Raw genomic sequence first — 14845 nt, forward strand, 5'->3', positions numbered from 1 at the left:
TTCGATCACGTGCCCGTGCAGCGGACGCCCGCGGACCGGACGTCCGTGGACCGGATCCCGGTGGATCAGATGCCCGCGAAAGCGGTCTCCAGGATGTCCAGGCCCTCGTTCAGCAGGTCCTCGCCGATGACGATCGGCGGGAGGAAGCGGAGCACGTTGCCGTAGGTGCCGCAGGTGAGGACGAGCAGGCCCTCGGCGTGGCAGGCCTTGGCGAGCGCGCCGGCCGCCTCCGGGTTCGGGGTCTTGGACGCGGGGTCCTGGACCAGCTCGATCGCGATCATGGCGCCGCGGCCGCGGATGTCGCCGATGATGTCGTACTTCTCCTGCATGGCCGTCAGGCGGGACTTCATGACGGACTCGATCTTCTTCGCCGCGGCGTTGAGGTCGAGCTCCTTCATGGTCTCGATGGAGCCGAGCGCACCCGCGCACGCCACCGGGTTGCCGCCGTAGGTGCCGCCCAGGCCACCACCGTGGACGGAGTCCATCATCTCGGCGCGGCCCGTCACGGCGGCGAGCGGCAGGCCGCCCGCGATGCCCTTGGCGGTGGTGATCAGGTCGGGGACGATGCCCTCGTCCTCGCACGCGAACCACTGGCCGGTACGGCAGAAGCCGGACTGGATCTCGTCGGCGACGAACACGATGCCGTTGTCGTTGGCGAACTTCACGATCGCCGGCAGGAAGCCCTTGGCCGGCTCGATGAAGCCGCCCTCGCCGAGGACCGGCTCGATGATGATCGCGGCGACGTTGTCGGCGCCGATCTGCTTGCTGATCTGGTCGATCGCCTGCGCGGCGGCCTCGGGACCGCAGTTCTCGGCGCCGGTGGGCCAGCGGTAGCCGTAGGCGACCGGGACGCGGTAGACCTCGGGGGCGAACGGACCGAAGCCCTGCTTGTACGGCATGTTCTTCGAGGTCAGCGCCATCGTCAGGTTCGTACGGCCGTGGTAGCCGTGGTCGAAGACGACGACCGCCTGGCGCTTGGTGTACGAACGGGCGATCTTGACGGCGTTCTCGACGGCCTCGGCGCCGGAGTTGAACAGCGCCGACTTCTTCGCGTGGTCACCCGGGGTCAGCTCGGCGAGGGCCTCGCAGACCTCGACGTAGCCCTCGTACGGCGTGACCATGAAACAGGTGTGCGTGAAGTCGGCGAGCTGCGCGGAGGCGCGGCGCACGACGGCCTCGGCGGAGGCGCCGACCGAGGTCACGGCGATACCGGAACCGAAGTCGATCAGGCGGTTGCCGTCGACGTCCTCGATGATCCCGCCACCCGCGCGGGCCGTGAACACGGGCAGCACGGAGCCCACGCCGCCGGCCACCGTCGAAAGGCGGCGGGCCTGCAGCTCCTGCGACTTGGGGCCGGGGATCGCGGTGACGATGCGGCGCTCCTGCGGGACAGCGGTCATAGGGGGCTCCTGGGGGGTGTTTTCGGACGCACTTGTGTCTTTGTCCGCAGGTTAGGTCCGGGGGAGGGGGTAAGGCATGCTCCGTTCGGGAGTGGTGCCGGCGTGTCCTTGTCCGCGACGGCCATAGGACGCGACCCGGCGGTGTCTCGTGGATCATGCCCGGCGACGGGCCGAAGGCCCCGGCCGGGCACTAGATTGAGCGCCGCAGCGCAGCGCACGGCACGGGTACGGCACGGGTAGGGGGCAGGGGTTCATGGACACCGACGGTGCGTACGACGGACGGCGGGTGCAGGCGGGGCAGGGGCCGATGCAGGCGGGGCCGACCCCGGCGTCAGTCCCCCCGATGCCCGGTTTCGCACCGACGCGGCCCGCGCCGGTTGCCGGCACGGGAGGGTCGCTCGCCGACTGGCTGAGGGGTTCCCGGCCGGCAGCGGAACCGGGGGTCTGGAGGTACGGGTACGTACCGCGCGCCCAAGCAGCTGCGGAGGACGCGTCCGACCGAGCGCTTGTCACTGGTGCCGTCGTCTCCTTCTTGGCGTGTGCGCTCGTATGGTCGCTCATGCGCAACGGCTACATCCCCTTCTGGGACGCACCCCTGGACCTATTCACTCCGGACGCTTGGTGGAAGGACAGCGGGGAGCCCCGCCCGGGGACAGCCGGCATGAGGGCCAAGCCGATTTACGAACTTCTGTTCGTGATCGCATTGCTGTACGGATTCGGCAGGCTGGGTAGTTGGCCCATGGCCTGGCGACGGCTAGTGGTCGTGCGTGGACCGCTGGTCCAAGCCCTGGCCGTGGTTCCGTTCGGTTACGTCACGCTCGTCCTCATTCGCAACTTTCAGTTTCCGGTTTTGCAACTGGTGCTCTCGTTCACGGACTTCCAGGACGATGGTGTTGCGGCCAACAAGAGCCTCGACGGCTTCTTGAAGTCGACTGTCACCGTCATCGTCGTCCTCGTGTTCATTTGGCTGGGCGGGGCGCACCGCCTGCTGGGACGCTTCCGGGGGACTACCCGGAGGCCGTCGGCCACGTCCGGGGCCGCGGTTCCGGAGGCTCGCCGCCCGGACTCCGGCCCCGACCCCGCCTCCTGGAGCGACATTCGGCGGGACGGGCTTGGGGACGTTGCCGATCTGCTTGAGGGGGAAGTGGTCGGGGGGCGGATGAATGACGTCGACTTCGTGCGGATTCGGCGGGCCTGGGAGTCCGTGCGGGTCGAGCCGTCGCGGCGGCAGGCGTTCGCGGAGGCCGTGCGGGACAACGGGGGCGCCGCCTGCGTGCACCCGTCCGGGGCCCGGGACCTGCCGGCGCGGGTGGCGCGGCACGACCTGCTGGCCCGGCAGGTGCTGCTCGGGACCGTCGAGGACGGCGAGCGCAACCCCTACGCCCGACGCGGTACCGCCCTGGCCCTCGATCCCGGGGTGCTCGGCACCTCCCTCCTCGCGGTCGGGCCCTCCGGCAGCGGCAAGACCTCCCGGCTCGTGCGGCCGGTCGTCGAGAGCCTGGCCCTGCAGGCGTTGGCCGGGCAGGTCGCCGTCGTCGCCGTCGGCGCGGCCGGGGCGCAGCTCGGGCCGGACGCGGCGTACGACGTCGTCGTCCGCGTCGGGGATCCCGCCTCCCTCTACGACCTTGACCTCTACGGCGGTGCCGTGGACCCCGACGAGGCCGCCACCCTCCTCGCCGAGGCGTTCGTCGGGGACGTACCCGGCGTCGACGTGCGCCGCGCCGCCACCGCGCTCGCGCAGTTGCTGGGGCCGTTCCACGCCGTCCACGGCCGGTTCCCCGCCGTGCCCGAGCTGCGCGAGCTGCTCGACGGGTTGCCGCCCGCCGTCGACGCGCTCCGGCGGGCGCTGGAGGCCGCCGAGGGCGCCGGGCGGCACGCCCTGCTCCGCGAGCTCGACGCCCGGGCCCGCCAGCACGGTGCCCCCGGCGACCCCGGCCCGGCGCTCGCCGACCGGCTCGCGCTCCTCGACCGGCCCGCGTTCGCCGGGTTCTTCGACACCGGCGGCCAGAGCCGGCCGTTCTCGATGCGGGCCCTGGAACACCCGATCCGGGTTCGCGTCGACCTCCCGGAGCGCGGCCACGCCGACGCCTCGCGGATGCTGTCGCGGCTGATCCTCGCCCAGTTCAACGCGGCCGTCGCGGCCCGTGGCGACCGTTCGCTCTTCGCCTTCCTCGCCCTCGACGACGCCTCGCACACGCTGACCCCGGAGACCGTGCGCGGCGTCCAGCGGTTGCGGTCCGCGAACGCCGGGGTGCTGTTGACCCTGCGCACCCTGGACGACGTACCGGAGGGCCTGCGCACCCCGCTGCTCGGTGCGGTGGGCTGCCGGATGGCCTTCTCCGGGGTCACCACCTGGGACGGCAAGCGCTTCGCCGAGGCGTGGGGCACCGAGTGGGTCGAGACCCGTGACGTCACGCACCGGACCGTCTTCGCCGACCAGCCGCTGACCCGGGCCATCCACGCCTTCCGCAAGCTCGTCACCGGCAAGGCCGTCACCACCGACGCGGTGACCGTGCGCCAGGTGGAGCGCGAACGCTGGTCGGCCTCCGACCTCGCGCACGCCGTGCCGCCCGGCTGCGCGGTGCTTTCGTTGACCTCCGTACGCGGGGAACGGGCCGCTCCGCTGCTGCTCCGGCTGGCCGGGAAGAGCTGAGCGAACCCGTACGGGGTGGCAGAATCGAGAGAGTCGTTCATACGACACGGCGAAAACCCCGATACCCGCCCTCCCGCGTTAGGCACCTGGTACCCGATGCCGCTCACCCTCGCCTCGCTCGTCCAGCACTCGGCGCTCAAGCTCAGCGTCCGGGCCGGGGAGACCCGCCTCGACACGCCCGTGCGCTGGGCCCACGTCAGCGAGCTGGCCGACCCCGTCCCCTACATGGAGGGCGGCGAGCTGTTGCTGGTCACCGCCATGAAGCTGGACGCGGACGACCCCGAGGAGATGCGCCGCTACGTACGGCGCCTCGCCGCCGCGGGGGTCGTCGGCATCGGCTTCGCCGTCGGGGTGAACTACGACGCCGTCCCGGACGCGCTCGTCGAGGCCGCCCGCGAGGAGGACCTGCCGCTGCTGGAGGTGCCCCGGCGGACCCCGTTCCTGGCCATCAGCAAGGCCGTCTCCGCCGCCCTCGCCGCCGACCAGTACCGGGCCGTGACGGCCGGTTTCGAGGCGCAGCGCGAGCTGACACGGGCCGCGCTGTCCGCCGACGGGCCCGCCGAGCTGCTGTCGAAGCTGGCGGCGCACGTGCACGGCTGGGCCGCGCTGTACGACACCTCCGGCGCGGTCGTCGCCGCCGCCCCCGACTGGGCGGCGCGCCGCGCCGCCCGCCTCACCCCCGACGTGGAGCGGCTGCGCGAGCGGCCCGCGCCCGCGAGCGCGGTGGTGGGCGGCTCCGAGGACCGGGTCGAGCTCCAGTCGCTGGGCACCGGCCGCCGGGCCCGGGGTGCCCTCGCCGTCGGCACGGGCGCCCCGCTCGGCACCGCGGAGCGGTACGCGGTGCACTCGGCCGTCGCCCTGCTGACCCTGACCACGGAACGCTCGCGGTCGCTGCACGACGCCGAGTCCCGGCTCGGCGCGGCCGTGCTGCGGATGCTGCTGGAGGGGCGGGCCGAGCAGGCCAGGACGGTGGCCGGGGACCTGTACGGGGCCCTGCTGGACACGCCGTTCCGGATCGTCACGGCCGAGCCGGCGCTGCCGGGCACGGCGCAGCCCGAGGGGCTCGCGCTGCTCGCCGACGCCGTGGAGTCGGCGGCGGCCCGGACGGGTGAGGCACTGCTGGTCGTCCCGGAGGAGGGACGGCTCGTGGTGCTCGCCGCCGACGGGGGAGCCGCCGTGCGGGCGTGTGCCGACCACGCGGAGGCCCTGGAGGCCCGTCGCGGCCGGGACGCGACCGGACCCGAGCCGGACGAGCTGGTGGTGGGCCTGTCGGCGCCCGCGGCCGCGACGGGGGTGGCCGCCGCCTTCAAGCAGGCCGACCAGGCCCTCGCCGTGGCCCGGCGGCGGGGCCGGCCGATGGTGGAGCACGAGGACCTCGCGGCGGGCTCCGTCCTGCCGCTGCTCGCGGACGACGCCGTACGGGCCTTCGCGGACGGCACCCTCAGGGCGCTGCGGGAGCACGACGCGACCGGCCGCGGGGACCTGGTGGCCTCGCTCCAGGCGTGGCTCTCCCGCCATGGCCAGTGGGACGCCGCGGCGGCCGACCTGGGCGTCCACCGGCACACGCTGCGGTACCGGATGAAGCGGGTCGAGGAGATCCTCGGGCGCTCCCTGGACGACCCGGACGTCCGGATGGAACTGTGGCTCGCCCTGAAGGCGGCCACCCCCACCGCCTGACACCGACACGCGCCCCACCCGACACCCCCGCCGCCCGACACGTCGCCCGCGCGAGGTCGCTCCACACCCCGTCCGGCCCACGACACTGACAAACCGGCGAAGCCGGACAGGTCGCCGCTCCAGGTCGGATAAACAACGAAACCCCGACGGCGTCCTACCGTGGTGGGGACAGGACCCGCCTCCGGCTGCCGCTGCGAGGTACCCCCGCACAATCCGAAGGGCCGGGATTCGCATGACCTCCACCCACGCCTTCTGGCTCGCCGGCCGCCAGGCCTCCGGCGAGGACAGCTTCGACGTCCACAACCCGTGGGACGGCCGGCTGGTCGGTACCGTCAGCGTGCCGACCGACGCCCAGGTCGAAGAGGCCGTGGCCGCGGCGCACGCCGTGACGGCGGAGTTCTCCGCCACCCCCGCCCACGTACGCGCGGCGGCCCTGGACCACGTGTCGCGACGCCTCGCCGAGCGCACCGAGGAGATCGCCCAGCTGATCTCCGCCGAGAACGGCAAGCCGGTCAAGTGGGCCCGCGGCGAGGTCGGCCGTGCCGTGTCCGTGTTCCGGTTCGCGGCCGAGGAGGCCCGCCGCTTCAACGGCGGAGAGGCCCAGCGCCTGGACACCGACGCCGGTGGCGTCGGCCGGCTGGCCCTGACCCGCCGCTTCGTCAAGGGCCCCGTCCTCGGCATCGCGCCCTTCAACTTCCCGCTGAACCTGTGCGCCCACAAGGTGGCCCCGGCCATCGCCGTCGGCGCGCCGATCATCCTGAAGCCGGCCCCGGCCACCCCGCTCTCCGGGCTGATCCTCGGTGAGCTGCTCGCCGAGACCGACCTCCCGGCCGGCTCCTGGTCGGTCCTGCCGGTCGCGAACGAGAAGATGCCGGCGCTGGTCAAGGACGAGCGTCTGCCCGTCATCTCCTTCACCGGCTCCGACACCGTCGGCTACGCCATCCAGCAGTCGGTGCCGCACAAGCACTGCACCCTGGAGCTCGGCGGCAACGCCGCGGCCGTCGTCCTCGCCGACTGGTCCTCCGAGGCCGACCTCGACTGGGCCGCGACCCGCATCGCGACCTTCTCGAACTACCAGGCCGGCCAGTCCTGCATCTCCGTGCAGCGCGTGATCGCCGACGCCTCCGTCTACGACCGCCTCGCCGAGAAGGTCGTCGCGAAGGTCCGCGAGCAGGTCACCGGTGACCCCTCCGACTCCGCCACCGACGTCGGCCCCCTCGTCTCCGAGGACGCCGCCAAGCGCGTCGAGTCCTGGGTCGACGAGGCCGTCGCCGCCGGCGCGAAGCTGCTCACGGGAGGCAAGCGCGACGGCGCCACCGTCGAGCCGACCGTCATCGCGGACGTCCCGGCCGGCGTGAAGCTCGCCACCGAGGAGGTCTTCGGGCCGGTCCTGACGCTGCTGCGCGTCGAGGACACCGACGAGGCCTTCGCCGCCGTCAACGACTCGAAGTTCGGTCTCCAGACCGGCGTCTTCACCCGCGACATCCAGGTCGCCTTCCGCGCCCACCGCGAGCTGGAGGTCGGCGGCGTGATCATCGGCGACGCGCCCTCCTACCGCGCCGACCAGATGCCGTACGGCGGCGTCAAGCAGTCCGGTGTGGGCCGCGAGGGCGTCCGTTACGCGATGGACGACTACACCTACGAGCGCGTCCTGGTCCTGACCGGCCTCGACATCTGATCTCGTACGGTCCCAGACCGACGGCCGGAGCCTACTGTGCGGGGGCTCCGGCCGTCCCCCTTTTCCCGGACGGCCCCGGCGGACGCCCGGACGGCCCACGCGGCCTTTTCCCGCGCCCCGGAATCGGGTACGACTCACAGGTAGCACCGATCGGTAGTGTCCCGATGCGGCGAGGTGAGTACCCGGATGTCCGCAACACAGCCCGTACGGCCCGTACAGCCCAAGGTGACCGAGCGCGAGGCGCGGCAGGTCGCGGAAGCGGCCCGGGAGCAGGACTGGCGCAAGCCAAGTTTCGCCAAGGAGCTCTTCCTCGGCCGCTTCCGACTCGATCTGATCCACCCCCACCCGCTCCCCGGGGACGAGGACGTCCGGCGCGGTGAGGCCTTCCTGGCCAGGCTGCGGGAGTTCTGCGAGGCGATGCTCGCCGACGGAACCGCCGCCCGGATCGAACGGGAGGCGAAGATCCCCGACGAGGCGGTCCGCGGGCTCAAGGAGCTCGGCGCCCTCGGCATGAAGATCGATCCCAAGTACGGGGGCCTGGGCCTCACCCAGGTCTACTACAACAAGGCGCTCGCCCTCGTCGGCTCGGTGAGCCCGGCCATCGGCGCCCTGCTCTCCGCGCACCAGTCGATCGGCGTGCCCCAGCCGCTGAAGATGTTCGGGACGCAGGAACAGAAGGACGCCTACCTCCCGCGCTGCGCCACCACCGCCATCAGCGCCTTCCTGCTCACCGAGCCCGACGTGGGTTCCGACCCGGCGCGCCTGGCCACCACGGCCGTCCCCGACGGGGAGGACGCGTACGTCCTCGACGGCGTGAAGCTGTGGACCACCAACGGGGTCGTCGCGGACCTGCTCGTCGTGATGGCCCGCGTCCCGAAGAGCGAGCACCATCGCGGCGGGATCACCGCCTTCGTCGTCGAGGCCGACTCGCCGGGCATCACCGTCGAGCACCGCAACGCCTTCATGGGGCTGCGCGGTCTGGAGAACGGCGTCACCCGCTTCCACGGCGTCCGGGTCCCGGCCGCCCAGCGGATCGGCGCCGAGGGCGCCGGCCTCAAGATCGCGTTGACCACGCTCAACACCGGCCGACTGTCCCTGCCGGCGATGTGCGTCGGCGCCGGCAAGTGGTGCCTGAAGATCGCCCGGGAGTGGTCCGCGGTCCGCGAGCAGTGGGGCCGCCCCGTCGCCCGGCACGAGGCCGTCGGCGCCAAGATCTCCTTCATCGCCGCCACCACCTTCGCCCTCGAAGCGGTCGTCGACCTCGCCTCGCAGATGGCCGACGAGGACCGCAACGACATCCGCATCGAAGCGGCCCTCGCCAAGCTGTACGGCTCCGAGATGGCCTGCCTGATGGCCGACGAGCTCGTCCAGATCCGCGGCGGCCGCGGGTTCGAGACCGCCGAGTCGCTGGCCGCGCGCGGCGAGCGGGCCGTCCCGGCCGAGCAGATGCTCCGCGACCTGCGGATCAACCGGATCTTCGAGGGTTCGACCGAGATCATGCACCTGCTCATCGCCCGCGAGGCCGTCGACGCCCACCTCGCCGTCGCCGGCGACATCATCGACCCCGAGAAGGACCTCGGCGACAAGGCCAGGGCGGGCGCCCGCGCGGCCGGCTTCTACGCCCGCTGGCTACCCCAACTGGCCACCGGAGCCGGCCAACTACCCGGCACCTACCGCGACTTCCACCCGACCGGACACCCCGACCTGGCGACCCACCTGCGCTACGTCGAACGAGGCTCCCGCAAACTCGCCCGCTCGACGTTCTACGCGATGTCCCGCTGGCAGGGCCGCATGGAGACCAAACAGAACTTCCTCGGCCGCATCGTCGACATCGGCGCCGAACTCTTCGCGATGAGCGCGGCCTGCGTGCGCGCCGAACACCTGAGGGCGACCGGCGACCACGGACGCGAGGCCTACCAGCTCGCCGACGCCTTCTGCCGGCAGTCCCGGATCCGCGTCGAGGAGCTCTTCGGCCGGCTCTGGTCCAACACCGACGACCTCGACCGCAAGGTCGTCGAAGGGGTCCTCGGCGGCGCCTACACCTGGCTGGAGGAGGGCGTCCTCGACCCCTCGGGCGACGGCCCCTGGATCGCGGACGCCACACCGGGCCCGTCGGTGCACGAAAACGTCCACCGCCCCCTACGCTGACCTGCCATCATCGGCAGTAGCCCGGACTGATGTACGACCCCGGGCGCAGGTACGAGCGCGAGGCGGGCGAGGACGATGCCGACGGCCGACGAGGACCGGGTCAGCAGGCGGCTGGCCTGGTGCGTGGCCCACCTGCTGCGCCACGCGCCGCAGCAGGTGGTGGGCGAGCTGCTCGACCGGCTCGACGGGCCGACGCGCAAGTACCTGTGCCGCGACCAGTGGCTGCCCGCCTCGGCCGTCACCCTGCTGCTGCGCGGCGGCGCCGAGACCGACCGGCACTACATCGCCCGCAACCCCCACGTCGTCGGCCGCCCGCTGCCGGGCCTGCCCGGCCCGGCCCGGTACGCCGCACGCCCCGGCCCCTCCCCGGAACTGCTCCGGGCGACGGGAGCCGACCCCCTCGACTCCGCCGGGCTGATCGCCCTGCTGCGCCGGCACGCCCGCCGGCCCCGGGTCCCGCTCACCCTGCTGCGCATGCCGCACGACCTCGACCCGGACCAACTGCTGCGCGAGCACGCCCGTGCCCCGCTGCCGCCGGGAGCCGTGGAGGCCCTGCTGCTGACGGCCGGACTGCCCCGGGAGGCCTGGCCGGCGCTGCTCGACGCCCGCGCGGGCGAGCCGTACGGGCGTCACTGGTACCGGCCCGCCGTCCGCGCGGTCCGTTCCGGGCTGTTGACCTGCGACGAGCTCGTCACCCACGTGGCCCCCGCCGCCCGGACGCTGCTGCTGGGACACCTTCCCGTCACGCGCGGGCTGCGCTGGAGCCTGCCCGAGCAGGCCGAGATGCAGTCGGCGGTGCAGCGGGCCCTGCGACCCGCGCTGGGGGAGGACCCGAGACTGTGGGCCGAACTGCCGCGACGGGCCCCCGGCTACCGGGGCACCCTGCCCGAGCTGGCCGCGGAGCTGGCCGCCGACTCCCTGCCGCCGCTGGGCCTCGTACGGCACGACCCGGCGCTGGGCCGGGCCGTGCGCCGGCTCGCCCCCGACACGGCGCCGGAGCCGACGGGGGGATGGGAGCGGGAACTGGCCCTGGTGAGCCTCGCCGTCCCGATGGAGACCGTCGAGGAGGACGTCCGCTGGGTCCGCGACTGCCTGGACCGGGGCCTGATCACCGGCGCCGACGTGGTCCGGCACAAGGTCCCCGCCTGCTGGGCGCTCGACGAGGACCAGTGGCTCGGCGACATGGGCCACCCGGACCGCCACGACCGGCCGGCCGCCGTCCTCTCCGCCCGGGCGGAGGCCGACCGGTTGTTCGACGCCGCCCTCGGGAACGATCCGCGGGCCTGGTGGCGGGCGGCCCGCGCGCTCCCCGACTTCGCCGGAACGCTCCCCGAACTCCTCGCCCGCGTCACCGACGGGGACTCCGTGTCCAAGCGCTCCTGAGTTGCGGCCACAATGGGGGGCATGACCGACAGTCCAGCCCCCCTCGCCGACCCGCACCTCCTCTTCGACGCCTCGGCCGGCCGCCGGGACATCGTCATCCTCGGGTCGACCGGGTCCATCGGCACCCAGGCCATCGATCTCGCCCTGCGCCACCCGGACCGCTTCCGGGTCACGGCGCTGTCCGCCGCCGGTGGGCGCGTCGGGCTGCTCGCCGAGCAGGCGCGGCTGCTGCGGGTGGGAACGGTGGCCGTCGCCCGCGAGGACGTCGTGCCGGCCCTGAAGGAGGCGCTCGGCGCCCAGTACGGCCCGTCCGAGCCGCTGCCCGAGATCCTGGCCGGGCCCGACGCGGCCGCCGAACTCGCCGCCTCGCCGTGCCACACCGTCCTCAACGGCATCACCGGATCCATCGGCCTGGCGCCCACCCTCGCCGCGCTGCGGGCGGGTCGGACCCTGGCCCTGGCCAACAAGGAGTCGCTGATCGTCGGCGGCCCGCTGGTCAAGGCGCTCGCCGCGCCCGGGCAGATCATCCCCGTCGACTCGGAGCACGCCGCGCTCTTCCAGGCGTTGGCCGCCGGAACCCGCGCCGACGTCCGCAAGCTCGTGGTCACCGCCTCCGGCGGCCCCTTCCGCGGCCGTACCCGCGCGGAGCTGGCCGGGGTCACCGTCCAGGACGCGCTCGCGCACCCGACGTGGGCCATGGGCCCGGTGATCACCGTCAACTCGGCGACCCTGGTCAACAAGGGGCTGGAGGTCATCGAGGCCCACCTGCTCTACGACATCCCCTTCGAGCGCATCGAGGTCGTCGTCCACCCGCAGTCCTACGTCCATTCCATGGTCGAGTTCACGGACGGCTCCACCCTCGCCCAGGCCACCCCGCCGGACATGCGCGGCCCCATCGCGATCGGCATCGGTTGGCCCGAGCGGATCCCGGACGCGGCCCCCGCCTTCGACTGGACCAAGGCGTCGACGTGGGAGTTCTTCCCCCTGGACACCGAGGCCTTCCCCGCGGTCGGCCTGGCCCGCCACGTCGGCACCCTGGGCGGAACGGCCCCCGCGGTGTTCAATGCGGCGAACGAGGAGTGCGTGGAGGCGTTCCTGGCCGGTCGGCTGCCGTTCACAGCAATCATGGATACGGTCTCTGCCGTGGTCGATGAACACGGCGTGCCGCGGGCGGGAACCTCGCTGACCGTCGCGGACGTCCTGGAAGCGGAGACCTGGGCCAGGGCCCGGGCACGGGAGATGGCGGCTCGCGCCGCCGTGGAGGCGAGCGCATGACGATACTGCTGACCTTGATCGGTGTGGTCGTCTTCGTGGTCGGCCTGCTCTTCTCGATCGCCTGGCACGAGCTCGGCCACCTCTCCACGGCCAAGCTCTTCGGCATCCGCGTGCCCCAGTACATGGTCGGCTTCGGCCGGACCATCTGGTCGCGCAAGAAGGGCGACACCGAGTACGGGATCAAGGCCATCCCGATGGGCGGCTACATCCGCATGATCGGGATGTTCCCGCCCGGCGAGGACGGCAAGGTCACCGCCCGCTCCACATCGCCGTTCCGCTCGATGATCGAGGACGCGCGCTCGGCGGCGTACGAGGAGCTCCAGCCCGGCGACGAGACGCGGCTCTTCTACACGCGCAAGCCGTGGAAGCGGGTGATCGTGATGTTCGCGGGCCCCTTCATGAACCTGGTGCTCGCCCTCGCGATCTTCTTCGGCGTCTGGATGACCTTCGGGATCAACCGCACCACCACCCAGATCGCCACCGTCTCGCCCTGCGTGATCCAGCAGAGCGAGAACCGGGAAGTGTGCAAGGACAGCGACCCCGTCGCCCCGGCCAAGCAGGCAGGCCTCGCGGCCGGTGACCGCATCGTCGCCTTCAACGGCCGCGAGGTCGCCGACTGGTCCGCCCTGCAGCAGCGGATCCGCGACACCGTCGGCCCCGCCACCGTCACCGTCGCGCGCGACGGGCGCGAGCTGACCCTGCCGGTGAACCTGATCGAGAACAAGGTCGCCAAGACCGACGGCCACGGCGGCTACGTCAAGGGCGAGTACGTCACGGCCGGCTGGCTCGGCTTCAGCCCGAAGACCGAGGTGGCCGCCCTCGGCTTCGGCGAGTCCGTCGACCACATGGGCGGGATCGTCGAGGGCAGCGTGCAGGGCCTGATCCAGCTCCCCGCCAAGATCCCGGCGCTGTGGGACGCGGCCTTCGGCGGAGCCGAACGCGAGCAGGATTCCCCGATGGGCATCGTCGGCGCGGCCCGCATCAGCGGCGAGATCGCCACCCTGGACATCCCGGGCGAGCAGCGGATGTCGATCATGCTGAACGTCCTGGGCATGTTCAACCTCTCGCTCTTCCTGTTCAACATGCTGCCCCTGCTGCCCCTGGACGGCGGGCACATCGCCGGCGCCCTGTGGGAGTCCCTGCGGCGCAACGTGGCACGGCTCCTGCGGCGCGCCGACCCGGGCCCGTTCGACGTGGCCCGGCTGATGCCGGCCGCCTACGTGGTCGCCGGGCTCTTCGTCTGCTTCACGCTGCTGGTCCTCGTCGCGGACGTGGTGAACCCCATCAAGATCACCTAGCCGCCGTTTCCCCTACAGCAGGCCGGACGGAGCCGGGCACGCATCGTGCCCGGCTCCCTACGTTCGGGTGGCACACCCCCTCGGATGCAAGGGGCACGTGCTGATTGGCGTAATCTCGAAGACTGGAGCCCGCCGATCTCGGGACCTCGATCCACACCTTGGGGTTGCACAGCAGATGACTGCCATCTCACTCGGAATGCCGGCCGTGCCGACGAAGCTTGCCGACCGCAGGGTCAGCCGCAAGATCCAGGTCGGTTCCGTGGCCGTCGGTGGCGACGCACCCATCTCGGTGCAGTCGATGACCACCACCCGCACGTCCGACATCGGCGCCACGCTCCAGCAGATCGCCGAGCTGACCGCCTCCGGTTGCAACATCGTCCGCGTCGCCTGCCCGACGCAGGACGACGCCGACGCACTCGCCGTCATCGCGAAGAAGTCGCAGATCCCGGTGATCGCGGACATCCACTTCCAGCCCAAGTACGTGTTCGCCGCGATCGACGCCGGCTGCGCCGCCGTCCGCGTGAACCCGGGCAACATCAAGCAGTTCGACGACAAGGTCAAGGAGATCGCGCGGGCCGCCAAGGACACCGGCACCCCGATCCGCATCGGCGTGAACGCCGGCTCCCTCGACGCCCGCCTGCTCAAGAAGTACGGCAAGGCCACCCCCGAGGCGCTGGTCGAATCCGCGCTGTGGGAAGCCTCCCTCTTCGAGGAGCACGGCTTCGGCGACATCAAGATCTCGGTCAAGCACAACGACCCGGTCGTCATGGTCAACGCCTACCGCCAGCTCGCCGCCGCCTGCGACTACCCGCTGCACCTGGGCGTCACCGAGGCCGGCCCCGCCTTCCAGGGCACCATCAAGTCCGCCGTCGCCTTCGGCGCGCTGCTCTCCGAGGGCATCGGCGACACCATCCGCGTCTCCCTCTCCGCCCCGCCGGTCGAGGAGGTCAAGGTCGGCAACCAGATCCTGGAATCGCTGAACCTCAAGCCCCGCCGGCTGGAAATCGTCTCCTGCCCGTCCTGCGGCCGGGCCCAGGTCGACGTCTACAAGCTGGCCGAGGAGGTCACGGCGGGCCTGGAGGGCATGGAGGTGCCGCTGCGCGTGGCCGTCATGGGCTGCGTCGTCAACGGCCCCGGCGAGGCCCGCGAGGCCGACCTCGGTGTCGCCTCCGGCAACGGCAAGGGCCAGATCTTCGTCAAGGGCGAGGTCATCAAGACCGTCCCCGAGTCGAAGATCGTCGAGACCCTCATCGAAGAGGCGATGAAGATCGCCGAGCAGATGGAGAAGGACGGCATCCCCTCGGGCGAGCCGACCGTCGCCATCGGCGTGTAG

At 72.4% G+C, this 14845-nt stretch carries 9 protein-coding genes; 8 read left to right on the forward strand and 1 reads right to left on the reverse strand.

Annotated elements, in window-relative coordinates:
- Nucleotides 1–65: 65 nt before the first annotated feature.
- A complete protein-coding gene (gabT, locus tag ACZ58N_RS28500; RefSeq protein ID WP_389708624.1) occupies nt 66–1400 on the reverse strand; it encodes a 4-aminobutyrate--2-oxoglutarate transaminase in 1335 nt (444 codons plus the stop codon).
- A gap of 253 nt (nt 1401–1653) precedes the next feature.
- On the opposite strand from gabT, the gene ACZ58N_RS28505 reads away from it, so the two are divergent.
- The 8 genes from ACZ58N_RS28505 (at nt 1654) to ispG (ending at nt 14845) form a co-directional block, all read left to right on the forward strand.
- Nucleotides 1654–4053 carry a type IV secretory system conjugative DNA transfer family protein gene (locus tag ACZ58N_RS28505; protein WP_471165397.1) on the forward strand — a complete coding sequence of 800 codons (2400 nt, stop codon included), beginning with the start codon at nt 1654–1656 and terminating at the stop codon, nt 4051–4053.
- A gap of 96 nt (nt 4054–4149) precedes the next feature.
- A complete protein-coding gene (locus tag ACZ58N_RS28510; RefSeq protein ID WP_471165400.1) occupies nt 4150–5730 on the forward strand; it encodes a PucR family transcriptional regulator in 1581 nt (526 codons plus the stop codon).
- A 232-nt stretch (nt 5731–5962) separates the two neighbouring features.
- Nucleotides 5963–7408, forward strand: a complete 1446-nt coding sequence (locus ACZ58N_RS28515) for an aldehyde dehydrogenase family protein (RefSeq protein WP_471165403.1) — start codon at nt 5963–5965, stop codon at nt 7406–7408.
- A 186-nt stretch (nt 7409–7594) separates the two neighbouring features.
- Nucleotides 7595–9556, forward strand: coding sequence for an acyl-CoA dehydrogenase family protein (locus tag ACZ58N_RS28520; protein ID WP_471165406.1), 1962 nt, complete (start codon nt 7595–7597; stop codon nt 9554–9556).
- A gap of 75 nt (nt 9557–9631) precedes the next feature.
- Complete coding sequence (locus ACZ58N_RS28525; RefSeq protein WP_471165408.1) at nt 9632–10939, forward strand: hypothetical protein; 1308 nt, start codon at nt 9632–9634, stop codon at nt 10937–10939.
- A gap of 21 nt (nt 10940–10960) precedes the next feature.
- Nucleotides 10961–12214: a 1-deoxy-D-xylulose-5-phosphate reductoisomerase gene (dxr, locus tag ACZ58N_RS28530; protein WP_471165411.1), complete on the forward strand. Its 1254-nt coding sequence runs from the start codon at nt 10961–10963 to the stop codon at nt 12212–12214.
- Entirely contained in the window at nt 12211–13512 is a 1302-nt protein-coding gene (locus tag ACZ58N_RS28535; protein ID WP_471165414.1) for a M50 family metallopeptidase, read from the forward strand. The genes dxr and ACZ58N_RS28535 overlap by 4 nt, the downstream gene beginning before the upstream one ends.
- Before the next feature lie 175 nt (nt 13513–13687).
- On the forward strand, nt 13688–14845 hold the full coding sequence (gene ispG, locus ACZ58N_RS28540) for a flavodoxin-dependent (E)-4-hydroxy-3-methylbut-2-enyl-diphosphate synthase (protein ID WP_385572591.1): 1158 nt from the start codon (nt 13688–13690) through the stop codon (nt 14843–14845).

This window comes from Streptomyces sp. NPDC040432 (assembly GCF_055595445.1).

Coding starts and splice junctions, on each gene's coding strand:
- ACZ58N_RS28520 (WP_471165406.1), top strand. CDS start 7,595: ATGTCCGCAACACAGCCCGTACGGCCCGTACAGCCCAAGGTGACCGAG.
- ispG (WP_385572591.1), top strand. CDS start 13,688: ATGACTGCCATCTCACTCGGAATGCCGGCCGTGCCGACGAAGCTTGCC.
- gabT (WP_389708624.1), bottom strand. CDS start 1,400: ATGACCGCTGTCCCGCAGGAGCGCCGCATCGTCACCGCGATCCCCGGC.
- dxr (WP_471165411.1), top strand. CDS start 10,961: ATGACCGACAGTCCAGCCCCCCTCGCCGACCCGCACCTCCTCTTCGAC.
- ACZ58N_RS28535 (WP_471165414.1), top strand. CDS start 12,211: ATGACGATACTGCTGACCTTGATCGGTGTGGTCGTCTTCGTGGTCGGC.
- ACZ58N_RS28510 (WP_471165400.1), top strand. CDS start 4,150: ATGCCGCTCACCCTCGCCTCGCTCGTCCAGCACTCGGCGCTCAAGCTC.
- ACZ58N_RS28505 (WP_471165397.1), top strand. CDS start 1,654: ATGGACACCGACGGTGCGTACGACGGACGGCGGGTGCAGGCGGGGCAG.
- ACZ58N_RS28515 (WP_471165403.1), top strand. CDS start 5,963: ATGACCTCCACCCACGCCTTCTGGCTCGCCGGCCGCCAGGCCTCCGGC.
- ACZ58N_RS28525 (WP_471165408.1), top strand. CDS start 9,632: ATGCCGACGGCCGACGAGGACCGGGTCAGCAGGCGGCTGGCCTGGTGC.